This window comes from Citrobacter sp. Cpo045 (assembly GCF_030332875.1).
Classification (GTDB): Bacteria; Pseudomonadota; Gammaproteobacteria; order Enterobacterales; family Enterobacteriaceae; genus Citrobacter; species Citrobacter portucalensis.
The window spans coordinates 97,943-116,406 of record NZ_JAOWGZ010000070.1; the positions used below are offsets into that span (position 1 = coordinate 97,943).

At 50.6% G+C, this 18,464-nt stretch carries 17 protein-coding genes and 1 tRNA gene; 13 read left to right on the plus strand and 5 right to left on the minus strand.

The window, feature by feature from the left end; translation table 11 throughout:
- Nucleotides 1–97: 97 nt before the first annotated feature.
- The 9 genes from hyaA (at nt 98) to cbdX (ending at nt 8,494) form a co-directional block, all read left to right on the plus strand.
- Complete coding sequence (gene hyaA, locus OGY13_RS02270; RefSeq protein WP_153753693.1) at nt 98–1,225, plus strand: hydrogenase 1 small subunit; 1,128 nt, start codon at nt 98–100, stop codon at nt 1,223–1,225.
- The gene (gene hyaB / locus OGY13_RS02275) at nt 1,222–3,015 is read left to right on the plus strand and encodes a Ni/Fe-hydrogenase large subunit (RefSeq protein ID WP_048236028.1); all 1,794 of its coding nucleotides are present in this window, start codon (nt 1,222–1,224) and stop codon (nt 3,013–3,015) included. Before hyaA ends, hyaB begins: the two co-directional genes overlap by 4 nt.
- A gap of 18 nt (nt 3,016–3,033) precedes the next feature.
- A complete protein-coding gene (gene hyaC, locus OGY13_RS02280; protein WP_213753002.1) occupies nt 3,034–3,768 on the plus strand; it encodes a Ni/Fe-hydrogenase b-type cytochrome subunit in 735 nt (244 codons plus the stop codon).
- Entirely contained in the window at nt 3,765–4,346 is a 582-nt protein-coding gene (gene hyaD / locus OGY13_RS02285; RefSeq protein WP_213753001.1) for a hydrogenase 1 maturation protease, read from the plus strand. Before hyaC ends, hyaD begins: the two co-directional genes overlap by 4 nt.
- A 5-nt stretch (nt 4,347–4,351) precedes the next feature.
- Entirely contained in the window at nt 4,352–4,753 is a 402-nt protein-coding gene (gene hyaE, locus OGY13_RS02290; protein ID WP_213753000.1) for a hydrogenase-1 operon protein HyaE, read from the plus strand.
- Nucleotides 4,753–5,610 (plus strand): hydrogenase expression/formation protein, encoded by an 858-nt coding sequence (locus OGY13_RS02295; protein WP_137377173.1) that lies wholly within the window; start codon nt 4,753–4,755, stop codon nt 5,608–5,610. Before hyaE ends, OGY13_RS02295 begins: the two co-directional genes overlap by 1 nt.
- 88 nt (nt 5,611–5,698) lie before the next feature.
- Entirely contained in the window at nt 5,699–7,243 is a 1,545-nt protein-coding gene (appC, locus tag OGY13_RS02300; protein ID WP_213752999.1) for a cytochrome bd-II oxidase subunit 1, read from the plus strand.
- An 11-nt stretch (nt 7,244–7,254) separates the two neighbouring features.
- Nucleotides 7,255–8,391, plus strand: coding sequence for a cytochrome d ubiquinol oxidase subunit II (appB, locus tag OGY13_RS02305; protein ID WP_213752998.1), 1,137 nt, complete (start codon nt 7,255–7,257; stop codon nt 8,389–8,391).
- Between the two features lie 13 nt (nt 8,392–8,404).
- Entirely contained in the window at nt 8,405–8,494 is a 90-nt protein-coding gene (gene cbdX, locus OGY13_RS02310; protein ID WP_003830863.1) for a cytochrome bd-II oxidase subunit CbdX, read from the plus strand.
- A 52-nt stretch (nt 8,495–8,546) separates the two neighbouring features.
- Here the strand turns inward: cbdX and OGY13_RS02315 are convergent, their stop codons facing one another.
- A complete protein-coding gene (locus tag OGY13_RS02315) occupies nt 8,547–9,260 on the minus strand; it encodes a GNAT family N-acetyltransferase (RefSeq protein ID WP_213752997.1) in 714 nt (237 codons plus the stop codon).
- 192 nt (nt 9,261–9,452) lie between these two features.
- Nucleotides 9,453–10,922: a MocR-like pyridoxine biosynthesis transcription factor PdxR gene (pdxR, locus tag OGY13_RS02320; protein WP_213752996.1), complete on the minus strand. Its 1,470-nt coding sequence runs from the start codon at nt 10,920–10,922 to the stop codon at nt 9,453–9,455.
- 124 nt (nt 10,923–11,046) lie between these two features.
- Between pdxR and OGY13_RS02325 the strand changes: the two genes are divergently transcribed.
- The 4 genes from OGY13_RS02325 to OGY13_RS02340 all read left to right on the plus strand — a co-directional run bounded on the left by OGY13_RS02325 (nt 11,047) and on the right by OGY13_RS02340 (nt 15,467).
- Nucleotides 11,047–11,496, plus strand: coding sequence for a GNAT family N-acetyltransferase (locus OGY13_RS02325; protein ID WP_191226371.1), 450 nt, complete (start codon nt 11,047–11,049; stop codon nt 11,494–11,496).
- A 167-nt stretch (nt 11,497–11,663) separates the two neighbouring features.
- Nucleotides 11,664–12,668, plus strand: coding sequence for a LacI family DNA-binding transcriptional regulator (locus tag OGY13_RS02330; RefSeq protein ID WP_008783828.1), 1,005 nt, complete (start codon nt 11,664–11,666; stop codon nt 12,666–12,668).
- A gap of 153 nt (nt 12,669–12,821) precedes the next feature.
- Nucleotides 12,822–14,273 carry a Na+/H+ antiporter NhaC gene (nhaC, locus tag OGY13_RS02335; RefSeq protein ID WP_048226419.1) on the plus strand — a complete coding sequence of 484 codons (1,452 nt, stop codon included), beginning with the start codon at nt 12,822–12,824 and terminating at the stop codon, nt 14,271–14,273.
- A 12-nt stretch (nt 14,274–14,285) separates the two neighbouring features.
- Entirely contained in the window at nt 14,286–15,467 is a 1,182-nt protein-coding gene (locus OGY13_RS02340; protein WP_048236037.1) for a MalY/PatB family protein, read from the plus strand.
- A 209-nt stretch (nt 15,468–15,676) separates the two neighbouring features.
- On the opposite strand, the gene OGY13_RS02345 is transcribed toward OGY13_RS02340, so the two are convergent.
- From OGY13_RS02345 to OGY13_RS02355, 3 genes are all read right to left on the minus strand, one after another.
- Nucleotides 15,677–15,752, minus strand: a tRNA-Thr gene (locus OGY13_RS02345).
- A gap of 166 nt (nt 15,753–15,918) precedes the next feature.
- Nucleotides 15,919–16,383: a methyltransferase family protein gene (locus OGY13_RS02350; RefSeq protein ID WP_153753699.1), complete on the minus strand. Its 465-nt coding sequence runs from the start codon at nt 16,381–16,383 to the stop codon at nt 15,919–15,921.
- Between the two features lie 265 nt (nt 16,384–16,648).
- A complete protein-coding gene (locus OGY13_RS02355; RefSeq protein ID WP_048214863.1) occupies nt 16,649–18,097 on the minus strand; it encodes an EAL domain-containing protein in 1,449 nt (482 codons plus the stop codon).
- Between the last annotated feature and the right edge of the window lie 367 nt (nt 18,098–18,464).

Here is an 18,464-nt window from a genome sequence, read left to right on the forward strand (position 1 = left end):
ACACTCTTTGCATTGTTTCTCCCTTCCGATCGGATACGCTTTTTTAGATATCGCTGGCGGCATGCGCCAGAACTCAACGGGGGAAGAAACGCGTGTTATGAATACGAATAACGAGGAGACCTTTTATCAGGCGATGCGCCGCAAAGGCGTAAGCAGACGCAGTTTTCTCAAATATTGTAGCCTCGCGGCTACATCGCTGGGGTTGGGAGCCGGAATGACGCCCAGAATTGCCTGGGCGCTAGAGAACAAACCCCGGATCCCGGTAGTCTGGATCCACGGGCTGGAATGCACCTGCTGCACCGAATCATTTATCCGCTCCTCTCACCCACTTGCCAAAGACGTCATCCTCTCCCTGATTTCCCTCGATTACGACGACACGCTGATGGCCGCCGCCGGAACGCAGGCCGAAGAGGTATTTGAAGACATTTTGCGCCAGTACCATGGCCGCTACATTCTGGCCGTCGAAGGCAACCCTCCGCTGGGCGAGCAAGGGATGTTTTGCATTAGCAGCGGGCGCCCTTTTATTGAAAAGTTAAAACGAGCCGCAGCAGGAGCCAGCGCGATTATCGCCTGGGGAACCTGCGCCTCCTGGGGCTGCGTGCAGGCTGCCCGGCCTAACCCTACCCAGGCTACGCCGATCGATAAGGTGATCACCGATAAGCCGATCGTGAAAGTGCCCGGCTGCCCGCCGATTCCGGATGTCATGAGCGCCATCATTACCTACATGGTGACATTTGATCGTTTGCCTGAACTCGATCGTCTGGGTCGTCCGCTGATGTTCTATGGTCAGCGTATTCACGATAAATGCTACCGCCGCGCCCACTTTGACGCCGGGGAGTTCGTTGAGAGTTGGGACGATGACGCCGCCCGCAAAGGCTATTGCCTGTACAAAATGGGCTGCAAAGGGCCAACCACCTATAACGCCTGTTCCACCACCCGCTGGAATGGTGGCGTTTCTTTCCCCATCCAGTCCGGCCACGGTTGTCTGGGATGTTCGGAAAACGGCTTCTGGGATCGCGGTTCGTTCTACAGCCGCGTGGTTGATATTCCACAAATGGGGACGCATTCAACCGCCGATACCGTGGGCCTCACCGCGCTAGGCGTCGTGGCGGCCGGTGTCGGTGTTCACGCAGTCGCCAGCGCCGTCAATCAACACAACCGCCACAAACAGCAACTAGCCGACGCCGGACAACAGTCTCCAGACAATAAGGATAAACAGGCATGAGCAATTCGTATCAAACCCAGGGATATACGGTCAATAATGCCGGTCGCCGCCTGGTTGTCGACCCCATCACGCGCATTGAAGGCCATATGCGTTGTGAAGTGAACATTAATGAGCAGAACATCATCACCAACGCGGTTTCCTGCGGCACCATGTTCCGCGGGCTGGAGATCATTCTACAGGGGCGCGACCCGCGCGATGCCTGGGCATTTGTCGAACGAATTTGCGGAGTGTGCACCGGCGTACATGCGCTCGCCTCGGTCTATGCCATTGAGGACGCTATTGGCATAAAGGTGCCCGACAACGCCAACATCATTCGCAATATTATGCTGGCGACGCTGTGGTGCCACGACCATCTGGTGCACTTTTACCAGTTAGCCGGAATGGACTGGATTGACGTGCTGAATGCACTGAAAGCAGACCCGCGCGCCACATCGCAGTTAGCACAAAGCCTTTCAGCCTGGCCGATGTCTTCTCCAGGCTACTTCTTTGACGTTCAAAATCGCCTGAAGAAATTTGTCGAAGGCGGTCAGTTGGGGATTTTCCGCAACGGTTATTGGGGACATCCGCAGTACAAGCTGTCGCCAGAGGCCAACCTGATGGGCTTTGCCCACTATCTGGAAGCGCTCGATTTTCAGCGCGAGATCATCAAAATCCATACGGTGTTTGGCGGTAAGAATCCGCATCCGAACTGGATTGTCGGCGGGATGCCGTGCGCTATCAATATCGATCAGAGCGGCGCGGTAGGCGCAGTCGATATGGAACGCCTGAACCTGGTGCAGTCGATCATCACCCGCACCGCTGATTTCATCAACAACGTCATGGTGCCTGACGCGCTGGCTATCGGCCAGTTCAATAAACCCTGGAGCCAGATTGGCACCGGGCTTTCTGATAAGTGCGTCTTAAGCTACGGCGCGTTCCCGGATATCGCCAATGACTTCAGCGCGAAGAGCCTATTGATGCCTGGCGGCGCGGTGATTAACGGTGATTTTAACAACGTCATGCCGGTGGACCTGAACGATCAGCAGCAAATTCAGGAGTTTGTCGATCATGCCTGGTATCGTTATCCGGACGATCAATTAGGTCGCCACCCGTTCGAAGGGATTACTGAACCCTGGTACAACCCGGGCGATGTCAAAGGCAGCGATACCGATATCAAGCAGCTCAACGAACAGGAACGCTATTCGTGGATTAAAGCCCCGCGCTGGCGGGGACACGCTATGGAAGTTGGGCCGTTGGCGCGTACGCTGATTGCCTATCACAAAGGGGATGCCGCCACGATTGAATCCGTGGATCGCATGATGTCCGCCCTCAAGCTGCCGCTGTCGGGTATGCAATCAACGCTGGGACGTATTCTGTGCCGCGCGCACGAAGCGCAGTGGGCCGTGAGCAAGCTGCAATATTTCTTCGACAAGCTGATGACCAACCTGAAAAACGGCAATCTGGCTACCGCAAATACCGAAAAGTGGGAGCCTGAAAGCTGGCCGCAGCACTGTCGCGGGATCGGTTTTACCGAAGCGCCGCGCGGAGCATTAGGCCACTGGGCATCGATTCGCGACCAGAAGATCGACCTGTATCAATGCGTGGTGCCGACCACCTGGAATGCCAGCCCGCGCGATCCAAAGGGACAAATTGGCGCTTACGAGGCGGCGCTGATGGGCACCCAAATGGCGATACCGGATCAACCGTTGGAGATCCTGCGCACCTTGCACAGCTTCGACCCCTGCCTGGCATGTTCAACCCACGTACTCGGCGACGACGGCAGTGAACTTATCGCCGTCCAGGTTCGCTAAGCGTTAAGGAACGGAACGATGACTGGAAAAACATCCCCACGCGTCGGGGAGGCGCGTGATACCGCCACCAGCCACTATGTGTTTGAAGCGCCAGTACGCTTGTGGCACTGGCTGACGGTGGGCTGCATGTTGGTGTTGATGGTGACCGGATACTTCATTGGCCGACCGCTGCCGTCGGTCAGCGGTGAGGCCACTTATCTGTTCTATATGGGCGACATCCGGCTGGTGCATTTCGCCGCCGCCATGGTGTTCACGGTGATACTGCTGATGCGCATTTACTGGGCCTTCGTCGGTAACCGTTATTCACGCGAACTGTTTATCGTGCCGGTCTGGCGGCGCAGTTGGTGGCAGGGTGCGTATTCTGTGGTGCGTTGGTATCTGTTTCTGGAAAAAAAACCGGGAGATGATATCGGTCATAACCCCATCGCGCAGGCGGCGATGTGCGGTTATTTCCTGCTTTCCGTTTTTATGATCCTCACCGGTTTTGCCTTATACAGCGAACATAGCCAGTACGCCATTTTTATCCCTTTCCGCTATGTGACGGAGTTTTTCTACTGGACCGGCGGGAACTCTCTCGATATCCACAGCTGGCATCGGTTAGGGATGTGGTTCATCGCCGCCTTCATCGTAGGCCATGTGTATATGGCGATTCGTGAGGACATCATGTCTGACGAGACCGTCATCTCAACCATGATTAACGGCTTTCGTAGTCATAAGTTTCCTAAGGGTCAGCACGATAAGGAGGCGTCATGAGCGAACCTAACATCATCGTGATGGGCTTAGGCAACCTGCTGTGGGCAGATGAAGGGTTTGGTATTCGCCTCGCTGAGCGCCTGTACGCCCATTATCACTGGCCAGAATCGGTAGAGATTGTTGACGGCGGCACGCAGGGACTGAATCTGCTGGGCTACGTTGAGCAGGCCAGCCATTTGCTGCTGCTTGACGCCATCGACTACGGGCTTGAGCCGGGAACCCTGCAAACTTACGCCGGAGACAAAGTCCCGAGTTACCTCAGCGCTAAAAAAATGAGTCTGCATCAGAACAGCTTCTCTGAAGTGCTGGCTCTGGCGGATATTCGCGGCCATCTCCCCGCGCACATCGCTCTGGTGGGACTACAGCCGGTACAGCTGGACGACTATGGCGGCAGCCTGACCGACATCGCGCGCGCTCAGCTCCCGGCGGCGGAACAGGCCGCGCTTACGCAACTGGCCGCGTGGGGCATTGCGCCACAGACAAGCGATGAAACGCGTTGCCTGAACTATGACTGCCTGTCGATGGAAAACTATGAAGGCGTGCGTATTCGCCAGTATCGCGTAACGCTGGAGAGATAATTAACATGTTGAATGACCAACCGTTTTCTGCGCTATGGCAGCGAATGCTGGCTAAGGGCTGGCAACCGCTGAGCGCATCTGAACTGGATGACTGGATAACCCGCGTGCGTAATGGCGTGGTCCTGCTCAGTAGCGATCCTCGCCGTACACCGGAAGTCAGCGATAACCCGGTCATGATTGCGGAGTTGCTCCGCGAGTTTCCCCAGTTTGACTGGCACATCGCCATGGCGGATCTTGAACACAGCGAGGCGATCGGCGATCGCTTCGGCGTGTTCCGTTTTCCGGCTACCCTGGTGTTTACCCAGGGTGAGCTGCGCGGCATTCTCAGCTGTATCCACCCGTGGGCCGACTTGCTCAACCTGATGCGTCCCCTCGTTGAAGAACGTATACCGCCGGAGTCTGCATGATGAGCGATTCCTTTTTTCATCTGCTGGGGCCAGGAACGCAGCCAGGTGATGACTGCTTCAGCATGAATCCCTTGCCCCTCACCTGCCAGGTCAACAGCGACCCCAGCATGGCAACACTGGAAAACTGTCCGCACAGCCCGGCGGTGATGGCATTGTTAGCCGATGTGCGCCACCAGCTCACCCAGAGAATTCCCGCCAAACAGGATGTGCTGGGATGGGATTTATCCTCGCTCAATGCAGACGATCTCACCTTTCTGAATACGCTACTCGGCGAAGGCGAAGTTTCCGTGCGCATTCAGCATGCTGACGGCAGAGCGAGCGAGATTCAGGAGTCGATTTTCTGCGGTATCTGGCGGGTGCGTTGTCAGGATGACAAGGGGCAATGGCAGGAACATCTGGAAGTAGGCAGCGCACCACGGGCACTGTGGCAGGCGGCAACAATCAATACGCTGCCGGACGATAGCCTGCTGCCTCCGCCTATAGATGGGTTGATGAATGGCCTGACGCTGGCCCAGGAATTGCTGGCGCACGTGCGCGATCCGGCAGCGCAACCCCATAGCATTAACCTCACCCAACTGCCGATTAGCGACGCGGATCGCCTGTTCCTCGCCCGCCTGTGCGGCGAAGGGCACATTCAAATCCGCACCATCGGCTACGGCGAGAGCCAAATCGACGCCACGGCGCTGCGCCATGTCTGGCATGTGCGCTGTCTGGATACCCTGAAAGGGCTTCTGCTTGAGAGTTATGAGATCTGTCCGTTGCCGGAACTGGTGTTGGCCGCACCGGAAGATCTGCTCGACTCGCTCGAGCGGCTGGATGAAGTCTGCGGCTGGCTGGCATCCGGCCCGCCTGCCTGATCCCCTCTTTAGACCCGCGTACTTTTCTACTGCGGGTCTGACGTTTTCTTCCTTACCTATTCACTCTCTAATGCCTGATGGAGTTCGCATGTGGGACGTCATTGACCTATCGCGCTGGCAATTTGCGCTGACCGCGCTGTACCATTTTCTGTTTGTTCCCCTGACGCTGGGGCTGATTTTTTTGCTAGCCATCATGGAAACCCTGTTCGTGGTGACCGGCAAAACAGTCTACCGCGACATGACGCGTTTCTGGGGAAAGCTATTCGGTATTAACTTTGCGCTCGGCGTGGCAACCGGCCTGACCATGGAGTTTCAGTTCGGTACTAACTGGTCGCTCTATTCCAACTATGTGGGTGATATTTTCGGTGCCCCGCTGGCGATGGAAGCCTTGATGGCCTTCTTTCTTGAATCCACCTTCGTGGGGCTGTTCTTCTTTGGCTGGCAGCGCTTAAACAAGTATCAGCATTTACTGGTGACCTGGCTGGTTGCGTTTGGCTCTAACATCTCGGCCCTGTGGATCCTCAACGCCAACGGCTGGATGCAATATCCAACTGGCGCTCACTTTAATATTGATACCCTGCGCATGGAGATGACCAGCTTTAGCGAGCTGGTCTTTAACCCCGTCAGCCAGGTGAAATTTGTGCATACCGTGATGTCTGGTTATGTCACCGGCGCCATGTTTGTGATGTCCATCAGCGCCTGGTATTTGCTGCGTGGTCGCAATCGCGAGTTCGCCCGGCGCTCCTTCGCGGTGGGTTCCGTCTTTGGCACGCTGGCTATCCTCGGCACGCTACAACTGGGTGATAGCTCAGCCTTTGAGGTCGCCCAGCTCCAGCCAGTAAAACTGGCGGCAATGGAGGGCGAATGGCAAACCGAACCGGCCCCCGCGCCCTTTCATGTCATCGCCTGGCCGCAGCAGGAGCAAGAGCGTAACGCCTTTGCCGTGAAAATACCGGCCCTGCTGGGTATTCTGGCGACCCACTCTTTGGATATGCCGGTTCCGGGGCTGAAAAACCTGATGGCGGACGCGCTCCCACGCCTGCAGCGAGGCCGGGAGGCATGGTTACTGATGCAGGAAATTGCCAAAGGTAACCGCACGCCTCAGGTACTGAACGCTTTTCACGCTGTGGAGAAAGATCTGGGTTACGGCATCCTGCTGGCGAACTACGCGCCTGACATGAACCACGTTACGCCAGCGCAATATCAGGCCGCGCAACGCGGCGCCATTCCGCAAGTGGCCCCCGTGTTCTGGAGCTTTCGCATCATGATTGCTTGCGGTTCGCTGCTGCTACTGGTGATGGCGATTGCGTTGATACAGACCTTACGCTGGCGTATCGACCAGCATCGCTGGGTACTGCGCATGACGCTGTGGAGCCTGCCGCTACCATGGATTGCCATCGAAGCTGGCTGGTTTATGACGGAGTTTGGCCGCCAGCCGTGGGCGATTCAGGATATTTTGCCGACATGGTACGCCCACTCCGCGCTGAGCGCAGGCCAACTGGCCTTCTCGATGGGGCTAATTCTCACGCTTTACACCCTGTTTTTAATTGCTGAGGTCTACCTGATGCAGAAATACGCGCGCCTTGGTCCAGATGCAATGCATAACCAGCAACCAACGCAACAACAGGGATAAAGGAGACAATCATGTTGGATTATGAAACGTTGCGGCTCATTTGGTGGCTGCTGATTGGCATCATTCTGGTGGCCTTTATGGTCACTGACGGGTTTGATATGGGGGTCGGCTGCCTGTTACCGCTGATCGCGCGAAACGATGATGAGCGACGGGTGTTAATCAATAGCGTCGGGGCGCACTGGGAAGGTAACCAGGTGTGGCTCATTCTGGCGGGTGGTGCATTATTCGCGGCCTGGCCGCGGGTCTATGCCGCCGCATTTTCGGGGTTTTATGTGGCAATGATCCTGGTGCTGTGTGCCCTTTTCTTTCGCCCGTTGGCCTTTAATTATCGCGGCAAAATAGCCAATGCACGCTGGCGTGCTATGTGGGACACCGGGTTGGTTATCGGGAGCCTGGTCCCTCCTGTTATCTTCGGCGTCGCGTTCGGCAACCTGTTCCTGGGCGTGCCTTTTATCTTCACACCACAGCTTCATGTGCAATACCTGGGCACTTTCTGGCAATTACTCTCACCCTTTGCGCTGCTGTGCGGCGCATTAAGCCTGATGCTGGTTATTCTGCAAGGGGGCGTGTGGCTCCAGTTGAAGACCGACGGCATTCTTCACCAACGCGCGCTCTCTGCTACCCGTCGCAGCGCGATGCTGGCCGTGCTCTGCTTTCTGTTAGCCGGTTACTGGCTATGGACGGGGATCGACGGCTATGTGTTGCTTAGCCAGGATCCGAATGGTCCTTCCAACCCGCTGTTAAAAACGGTAACGACCTCACCGGGCGCGTGGATGGCGCACTTTTATCAGTCACCACTGCTGTTAATTATTCCGCTGCTTGGCATGATGTTCCCGATGCTCGCGATCTATGCCTGCGGGCAACGTCGGGCCGTATGGGGATTTCTGTGCGCTTCACTGACCCAGGCCTGCGTGATCTTCACCGCCGGAATCACCCTGTTTCCGTTTGTGATGCCTTCAAGCGCGTATCCGCTCTCCAGTCTGACGGTGTGGGACAGCACTTCCAGCCAGATGACGCTCAGTATCATGCTGGTTATTGTGCTGATTTTTCTACCGATCGTTCTGCTTTATACCGTGTGGAGTTATTACAAAATGCTGGGACGAATCAATGTAGAAACGATCCGCCGCCACAATCACGAACTTTACTAGGGAGGACCGTACGATGTGGTATCTGTTTTGGTTTGTCGGCATTCTGCTGATGTGCGCACTCTCCACGCTGGCACTGGTCTGGCTGGAGTCGCGGCAGAAATAATACTGCGCGTGCGCTACGCTTTCTGGCTCTCCGGTTTATTCGGGGAGCTTTTTTATCCCCTTTCCATCAGCTCGCCAAGGCGCCGAATCTGCCGTCCCTGGCTATCGAAATTACGCTCATCGAGCCACAGATCGTAGGCAGGTCGAAGTATCGGGTACTCACCGTCAATGATTGAGTACCATGCGGTATCTCGATTACGACCCCGGGTAACGATAGCCTGCCGAAATATACCTTCAAAACTGAAGCCAAAGCGCTCCGCCGCCCCACGGGAAGGCTCATTGAAGGCATCACATTTCCATTCAAAACGGCGATAGCCCAGATCCTCAAAAACGTACTTTAAAAGCAATGATATGACTTCCGTTGAAATTCGCGTGCGTTTCATGCGTACGGAGTAAGAAACATGCCCTACCTCAATCACACCATTTGCGGGATCAATCCGCATAAGAGCAAACGTACCAACAGGCTTCATACTGGTTAAATCGATCACGGCAAAATGCATCGGATCTGTCTGTTCTTCCATGTTTTTTAAATAAACCAGGAAGGCATCAAAAGTTTCAAAAGGTCCGACCGCCAGATATGTCCAGTCACGACAATCGCTTGCTTCGCAGTACGCTTCATACAACTCTTTTGCATGGCGTTCGGTGTTAATGCGCTCAAGCTTACAATAGCGACCTGTAATTTGCTGAGCCTGTGGAAAGGGTGCGCCTTTCCAGTCAGACAAAGTCATACCTACGGGTTGTTGGAATTGATTAAAGACGCCCGGCATATCTGTACCTCTTACAAAACAGAACTAAACCAGCGCAGGGTATGATCAAACTGAGCGGCCCAAAAGAACCACAATGCGTGTTTTTAACGGATCCACACTATTTAATTGTACAAAAAACAGACGCTATATTTTTGCCTGTAGCGAAAGAAACGTATTTACTGCATTAATGCTAAGAGCTAAATAAATTATAATTTAAATAACCTGAGCCAAACGGCGAATCCCATCAACAATTGCCTCTACCGGATGATTTGCAAAACCAATCAAAATCCCCTGTCGTGAGATATCGCTCTGGTAATAACGACTTAGTGATAGTATTCCCATCCCTAGTAATCTGGCTTGCTCCTCAACTTCATTTCCGGTTAATCCGTTTTGTAGCCAGCACACAATATGGACGCCAGAGTCAGAAGGCTGCACAATCATTTTATCAGCCAGGTATTCTTGAATAGCATTGACCAGCGCAGTTCTTCTTTCATAGCATGCCTTACGAATTCGGCGCACATGACTGGCATAGTGACCATCCTCAATAAAATTCGCCATCACAGCCTGTTCAAGATAACTGGTGCCAAGATCGGAAAAATATTTCGTCACCATAATCTGTTCTTGTAAATCCGGCGGGACAACTAAAAAACCTAAACGGAATTCCGGGTACATCATTTTAGAAAATGTTCCGGCGTAGATTACGCGTTGATTCTGATCTAATCCTTGCAGAGCTTGTAAAGAACGGTCGGCATAACGGAACTCGCTATTATAGTCATCTTCAAATATCCATGCCTGATTCGATTTCGCCCATTCCAGCAACTCAAAACGTCGGGATAAACACAACGTTCCACTTAATGGATATTGATCCGACGGGACGACATAGGCCAGCTTAGCGTCAGGAAAATGATCAATACCATAGCGGACGTTCATTCCCTCGCTATCTACCGGTACCGGCCTCACCATCGCGCCAACTGACATGAAGGCCCCGCGAGCGCCTTTGTAACCCGGGTCGTCCAACCAAACATCACTTCCTGCCGACAGCAATGCTCGTGCAGTAATGTTCAATGCCTGTTGAATACCATTTACGATGATTATCTGTTCTTCGTTACAGTTCACTCCACGCGTTGTTTTAATGTAGCGGCAAACCGCTTTTCTCAAAGGAAAGTACCCGCAAGGATGAGTGTGAGCGCCCAGTTGATGCCGGGATTGTCTCCAGACACGTTGCAGTAGCTTTCCCCATAACGCATGCGGGAAGAGATCCGTACACCCGACACCAACCGCAAATAGGCGGTTCATGCCGCGCCCTTCATACTCATTTGACCACAAATCGCGAACAGGATTATTTCGGCTGTGAACCTGTTCATCAGGCGAGACGACGTCCCCCGACGCCATCTTTGGATAGCTATTGCTGATACTCCGATCCGGAATATTATGTGAGACATATGTTCCAGACCCTTTACGGGTCAGGATATACCCTTCATCTAAAAGCCTGTCATAACCGGCGATCGCTGAGTTTCGTGAAATTGACATCATCTCGGACAATGCCCTGGTTGATGGCATTTTTGTTCCTGGCGGCAATCGCCCTTCGAGGATGTGATCGCGGAGGATGTGGTAAACCTGCTCCTTAACCGCGCCTTTTCCTAAAACAAATCCTTGAAATAAAGGCGCATTGTTTTTCTTCATTGTATTAACCTTTATACTAAAAGTGGATCCTATCAATATATCGAAAGTGTCTCTTTACGAGAAATTATAAAGTTCTTAGTATCATCATACTAACACATTACTCGTATAAAATATCAGGATATATATGACTAACATGAATACCGTTACTATTGAAAGTGCAGAACAAAAAGACTACGCCAGCTGGCTTCCTTTATGGATAAACTATCAAACATTTTATCGCACTAAAATTTCAGATGAAGTAACAAAATTAACGTGGGAGCGTTTCCTTACCCCGAACGAACCTGTTTATTGTGCTGTTGCAAAATATGATGGAAAAATAGTGGGGCTGGTGCATTATCTCTTTCACCGTTCAACATGGGCAGAATCCAACTATTGCTATCTCGAAGATTTATTTGTTAGCGAAGAGGTACGTGGTCAACATATCGGTAAACAGCTTATCGAATATGTCCAACAACAAGCCAAAAAACACCACGCGTCAAGATTATACTGGCATACGCATGAAACCAATCTCCGTGGACAACGTCTGTATGACTGGGTGGCCCAAAAGAGCGGGATGATCGAATATCGTATGTAAGGATAATAATACTCAGGATAGTATTTAATTATTCAGTACTAAAAATAAGCCTCTGAGTAGATATACTCAGAGGATGTCTCGGTGACAAATCCCCCCAACCTGAATAAGATAAGGAAAAAAACCAGCGATAAGCAAATTCTTAAGAATCAAAAAGGTAAAGAGCCAGCATGGCAACGATAAAGGATGTTGCAGAGTTAGCGGGAGTGTCCACCGCAACAGTTTCACGTGTTATTAATCAAACCGCATGGGTTGAACCCGTGACGCGTGAGCGTGTTGAAAAAGCCATGCGCGAACTGAACTATCATCGCAATGCCGCCGCTATTGCATTAGCGAAACGCAGCGGTGACATGCTCGGGTTATTGACCGGCAACCTTGCCGATCCCTTTTTTGCCAGGCTTGCCCGAGGCGTGGAAGAAGTATCACGCCAGCAGCAATTTCGGCTGATGGTATGCAGCGGTGGCCACGATGAAGGAATGGAAAAATCAGGACTCGATTTCCTGATAAACCAGGGCTGTGAAGCTATTGTGGTCCATGCCAGTAGGCTGTCGGAAAAGGAACTGTTGCGATATGCCGCTCATTTTCCTGCCATGGTGGTCGTGAACCGCTATATTGCCGGGATGGCCAATCGCTGCGTGTGGCTGGAAAATAGTCAAGCTGCTAAAACAGCCACGCTACATCTCCTGGAACAGGGGCACCGTTGTATTGCCTGCGTGACAAGTGATTTACCGATTATCGATCGCCGTGAGCGGCTGGAAGGTTATCGCCAGGCGCTGGCCGAATATGGCATTACGCCAGATAAAAACTGGGTGATTAGCGTGCCCTTTAATGAAGAAGGTGGCGAACGCGCTGCACACCAGCTGCTTAATTGCGGCATTCCTTTCACCGCAGCGGTGACATTTAATGATGTGATGGCCGCCGGGATTATGCGCATCCTCCATCAGCAGGGAATTACACTTCCGCAGCAGCTTTCGATCGTTGGATTTGATGATGTGGTGATGGCCCGCTATCTCTACCCCGCACTCACAACAATGCATTATCCCGTTGAGCGCATGGCTCGCTGCGCTTCGCAGCTGGCGATACAGCTTTTTAAGGGCGCAACTCAGCGTCCCAGCGTGAATAGTTTCACTGCGGATTTAGTGATCCGCGATTCTGTTCTTCCCCCCTCTCTCTGAAATCAATGCGTAAATCGTCAAGCCCCTGAATTGTGATCGACTTCAAGTTTAACGTCTTCATGTAATCGCTTACATGAGGGCCAATGAGCGATCACAGTCAGGCAAAAGGGTGTTCTCTACTCTTGAGCGACCTTACAGACTGGAGATTCATGAATGAATGCCTCTCAAAATCAGAAAAAAACACTCTCATTTGGACTGGCAGTGATCCCTATTTTAGCCATGCTACTGCTGCTAATTATTGGCTACGGCATCATGGGGCTACGTATTGAGCCCTTGTTGCTATGTTCTGCTGCAGTCGCCGCGGGCATGGCCTGGTGGCAAGGGTATTGCTGGGAAGACATCATTAATTCGGTGGTTGATAAACTCGCCAAAGCAATGCCGGTTATCATGATTCTTATCTGTGTTGGCGGCCTGATTGGTACATGGATGTTCAGCGGCACCATCCCTTACATGGTGTACTGGGGACTGAAACTCATCAGCCCCGAATACATTCTCATCGCCGCCTTCTTTTTGACCAGCGTCGTATCGGTGTGTACCGGAACCTCCTGGGGTTCCGCCGGAACGGTTGGCGTAGCATTGATGGGCGTTGCCGCCGGACTGGATGTTTCGATGGCAGCAGCGGCAGGTGCCGTTGTTTCTGGCGCTTACTTCGGTGACAAGATATCTCCGCTGTCAGACTCCACCAACTTTGCGGCCATTGTTGCAGATACCACCCTTTTCGAGCATATCCAGCACTTATTATGGACCACCATTCCCAGCTTTCTGCTTGCCGCCGTGGTTTATCTTATTGCCGGCCACAGCAATATGCTCGGCGAGGTCGCCACGCCACAACGGGTTACCGACATTGTCAACGCTCTGGAGTCGCTATACCACTTCAATATCATTCTGATTTTGCCGCCGGTTATTGTGTTGTGGGGCGCGATTCGTAAAAAGCCGGTCATTCCTTTAATGCTGAGTGCATGCGTATTAGCCCTGATTCTGGGCGTTGTCATGCAAGGACTCAGCATCAAGCAGGGACTGGATGCCTTTATAGATGGATTCAACATTACTATGTTCCCGCAAGGGAGTGAGGGCATTATTGCTGATGTTCCGCGCCTGCTGAACCGCGGCGGAATGTTCTCAATGATGAGCACTATCCTTCTGGTATTTTGCGCATTCTCTTTTGCCGGTGCCTTAACGTTAACCGGCGCGCTCAACATTATTATTAACCGCTTACTGACGGTCATTCACAGTGTCGGTCAGTTAATTGCGGCAACCATTGGTACCACCCTTCTGGTGACCGGAGCGACAAGCGACGGCAAGCTGGCTCTTCTGGTTCCAGCTGAACTGTTTAAAGACGCATATCGTCGTATGGGACTGGATACCAAAAATCTGTCCCGCACCATTGAAGACGCTGGCACCGTCATTGAGCCGTTGTTGCCGTGGACCGCTGCCGGAGTTTATATGGCCACGACATTAGGAGTGAGCACGCTGGATTTATTGCCATGGGCGATTCAGTGCTATGCCGCAATCTTCTTCGCCTTGATTTACGGTTTCACGGGAATCGGTATTGCGAAGGCGCCATCAGTGGCAGAAACAGAAAAAAATATTACGGCAGCAGAATAGGGAGAGCATGTAATGGATTTTAATAAGATTATCGATCGTCACGATACCGCCTCGTTGAAATGGGACTTTATGGCGCGATATTTCGGCGAGGATACACATCAACTGTTGCCAATGTGGGTGTCTGATTTTGACTTTACTTGCCCGCCCGCTGTTCAGGAAGCTTTAACTCATCGCGTCGGGCACGGTATTTTTGGTTACAGCGAACGACCACAAAGCTACTTTGATTCATTAATCTCATGGTTCTCAACCCGGCATCAGCTGGAAATCAAGCAAGAGTGGATCTGCAGTATTGAAGGTGTTGTTCCGGGATTATCGCTACTCGTACAAATGCTGAGTCAACCCGGTGAAGGCGTGGTCGTTCAGGGACCTTATTATGGCTCATTCGCTAAAATTATCTCTCTGAACGGCAGACAGCTGCTGGAAAATCCGTTGTATGAGGACCCGGCTACCGGTTATCAAATGGATTTTGCTCACCTGGAAATGTTATTCCGGACTGAACGTCCACCATTAATGATTTTATGTAATCCGCATAACCCAACCGGTCGTTGTTGGTCTGCACAGGAGCTGGAACAGCTACTTACGCTATGCGAGACCTATGATGTGACGTTGCTGTCTGATGAGATATGGGCAGATTTATTGCTTCCTGGAGAACAATTTACTTCAGTTCTGCATCTGGGAGAACGCTGGCATTCGCGTGTAATTTCAGCCACTTCAGCCAGTAAAACGTTTGGTTTGTCGACATTGCGTATTGCTAATTTTCTGATACCGGCACCGGCATTGCGTGAACACTTTTTACGCCGTCTGGATGCGCATGGACTTGATGTATTCAATGCGCTATCCGTCGAGGCGAGTACGGCTGCATGGCAACATGGTGCGCCATGGTTAGACGAGTTACTTGGCTATCTGGCTGAAAATCGACGCTGGTTTATTCAACAAATTGATGAATATCTCCCATGGGCTCGGGTTGTTCCTTCCCAGGCAACGTATCTACTGTGGATAGATTGCAAAGCGCTTGGACTGGATGATGAGCAGCTCAAATGGGTAATGCTTGATGTTGCCGGTATTGCGCCTTCAATGGGAAATGGCTTTGGTCCTGCTGGAAAAGGTTTTATCCGCCTGAACATGGGATGTCCACGCGCCTACCTCGAAAAAGCGGTAGAGGGGTTGAAGCGTATTGCATTTACATCCTGCTGAATCTGCTCAGTAAATGAATCGGCCCTGGCACAGGGCCGCTCGATATTATCAGCCATTTCGACGAGGCCTGATTAACGGCCTCTGAACTACCAACCAAGAATGGCGATACGGAGAACGTGGGGCAGGTTACCCGGAAAATAAGATGTGCGCTGAAAACCGCAGTAAACGGGGTTTGCGTTGATTTCGGTAGACTTGAGAAGAGTTTGAAATGGTGCCGATAATAGGAGTCGAACCTACGACCTTCGCATTACGAATGCGCTGCTCTACCAACTGAGCTATATCGGCCCTGATAAGGACATGCCCACGAATGTGAACACGGGGTAGAAGGTTAAAACTAACCGGGCGATGCGTCAATGGCCTTGCGAATCAAACGCCTAATTTTGCATCATCCGGTTTCAATAACCGCACGAATCGTGTCGTCACAGGTGTCCTGGTACGCGGCAAGGGAATTCTATAACCAGCGGCGAACACGCTGCTCGTAGCGTATCCATTCCGGCCCGAAATGTTTTCGCAGTTGTTCCTCTTCAAAATCAATATGTAATCTGGCAACCACCAGTATAAACAGCGGTGCAGCCAATATTCCAATCAGGCTACCGACGTAGAGAGAAAAAGCTAACTGGAGTCCACTCATTCCAAGATAGATTGGATTGCGGCTCCAGGCATAACATCCGCCAGTAACAAGTGTGGTCGATTTCTCTGCATGCAGTGGGTTTAGCGTCGTACGTTTCTTCCGCATCTGCCACGCGGTATGCAGTATCATCGCCAGACTGACGCTAGCCAACAATGCACTTATTACGATAGTCACCGCGCCAAATGTGAAACGCGGGATCGCCGTCAACGCATCCGCGATGAGGAATAATAACAGGATGAGTGGTGGTGGAAGCCAGACTCTTAATTTTGTCAGGAAAGGACGCATGGCTACGGGCTAACCTCAGTACCTGTTTGATTAACGCTGATATCACTATAAATACCCCGTTTAAGATACATAAACAAACGGTGCATACTTCACTGTAGGACTTTTTACTTAACCAGACAGACAGGCAGCGATGCAAAGACGCCAATCCCAGAGGCGTCTGCCCCTGGTGTTCAGGAAAAAATCATGCTGCAGGCCATGTCAGCTCAGAGCACATACTCGTTTAAAGGTTTTACCCTTCATATGTAAAAACCGTGTCAAAAATGAATTACGTAGATAAAGGTGAATCCGACGCTGATTCAAACAAATCTACAGACTGCTGGTAATACCGGATAAAATCATTAAATGTCACTGGCGGTAGAAACTGATACCCCTGCAGATAGTCAACATTATTTTTTCCCAACCATTGTTGCTGATAGTCATTTTCAACGCCCTCGGCCACCGTACGTAACCCCAGAAGTCCTGAAAGGTGAGTAATTGACTCGAGCATAGGGATATATTGATCAACCTCTTTAATTTCCTTAATGAAGCTTTTATCAATTTTGATTACATCCAGGTCTAACTCATTGAGATAGCAGAGATTAGCGTATCCAGTACCAAAATCATCCAAAGCAAACAACACACCTTTATTTCGTAACGAACGAATAAGTTCTTTGATTGCAGGAGTGATCGTGAACGTCTGGTTCTCTGTTATCTCTATCATCAATTTTATCGGCAGACCTTGCGTTATCTCCATAAAATTAAGGCATTCCCAATAGAATACGGGATTATTTAAACCTGACGGACTGACATTAAAAGAAACGAACAGAGTTTTATTAATGCTTGCGCCTCCAGAGACCAGATTGCGCGCAACAGCGGTCATTAAATAGCTAGTTAACTCATTGATTAAGCCACTTTTTTCAGCCAATGGAATAAACTCTCGCTGAGAAATAGCATAGTTATGTCCCTGTGGCCAACGAGCCAATACCTCAACACCACAAACGTCGCCCCTGATATTCACGATGGGCTGAAAATAAGGAATGATCTCCTCATTCCTTATTGCCATACTCAGTCTACTAGTATCCGAAACATCATATGCGTCAGTGTAAACTGCATCCCCATTCACATTATTATTGATTATAGAACTTTCATTTAATAAATTATTTCGGGTTAAAAAGATAACAGTTTCATTAAAATTGGAAAAGCCGAGGCGAGCAGTAATTTTATCCCGATATCGATACACTGACTTAATTGTTAGCGAATTAGCAATACAGAAATCATGCAGTTTTTCTTTTGTGAATGATGAATACAGCATTTCTTCTTCAAATTCAGTCAAGTTAAAAGTAAACATCGGTGAATCTTTATTGACTTCCACAACTTTGTTAGGTGCCAATAGACTCTCTTTTAATTGAGCGATCAACTGCTCCGACAATTCCCCCCCATTGATAAAGGAATATTCTTCATATCCCCGATTAACAGGCAGGGTTTCGCACATCCGCAGAACAATACAGTGTATGTTGATGAACTGTGTACTGTTTCTCTGAAGCCATTTTTTGACCAATAATAATGGCAACCGGTTATCGATCACCAGCAAGCAGGACGGATATTGCGACATAACTGACTGCGTGCCAGAAATAAATGTCCGTGCATCGATCAATACCAGATTTGGTAACCATGCTTTTATTCCTGAAAAAAGGAAAGTATCATAACTGAGCAGAAAAATTTTTTTCGTATTCATAGTTATCACCAACTCAAATTTATGGCATAGCAGGTCCCTCGCTCTATTCACGAGAGAATATACAACACCTTCGACCTCCAATAATCATAAGGCGATTCGTGATATAACTTTATCCATAAGCCATATCACGTAAATTCAGAATTTATAATCACAGTTATCCATATGAGTATTCTCATCACACCGTAAGTTCCATTTAAAAATTGAAAAAGAAAAATCTCCATTTCTTAATCAGTACAAATCCCTTTACTCACTTTCACTTCATTACAAAACAAAAAACTATAAATACAAAATTTACAAAACATATAACTACAGTGACCAACAAAATAACATACTACCGTAGTTTATACTGACCGGCAAACTAAGAGAG